At 66.3% G+C, this 543-nt stretch carries 1 pseudogene; it reads left to right on the forward strand.

What is annotated here, in order from left to right:
• Positions 1-543: pseudogene (locus ACODRW_RS24320) on the forward strand (hypothetical protein); the annotation flags it as partial.

Here is a 543-nt window from a genome sequence, read left to right on the forward strand (position 1 = left end):
AAGTGCCGAACAAAGTGACGAATGTGCACAACAACAGCGGCACTTACCGGGTGTACAACCCGGGCGAGGCAATAGGCGATGTGACGCCGACGCTGCCGGATCCGCCGCCGCCGCCGCCGCAGGATGGTGGTGGTGGTTGTGGTGGGGTTGGGGCCATCTTTGTTGCAGTTGTTGCGGTCGTTGCGGTGGTGATGACGGCTGGCGCGGCAGCGGTGGCGATGTCTGCGATGGCGAGTGGCATGAGTTTTGGTGCCGCGATGGGCGCCGTAGTCGGAGCCGGACTGACTGGCGTGGCTGCTACAGGTGCCGGAGTTATGATGGGGGCTATGGCGGGGGGGATTGGTTTAGCCGCCGCCGCGATAGGTGGTGCAGTAGGCTCCATGGTCAGCCAGGGTGTGGCGATGGCGATGGGGATGCAGGACCGCTTCTCCTGGGGCCAGGTGGGGCTGTCGGCGTTCTCGGCGGCGGCGACCGCCGGCTTGGCGGGTGCGTCCAATACCTCCTCGTTGTCGGCCTTTGCCGGCAAGGGGCTGGGCGAGACGG

The sequence above is a fragment of the Chromobacterium sp. FG89 genome (assembly GCF_057808735.1).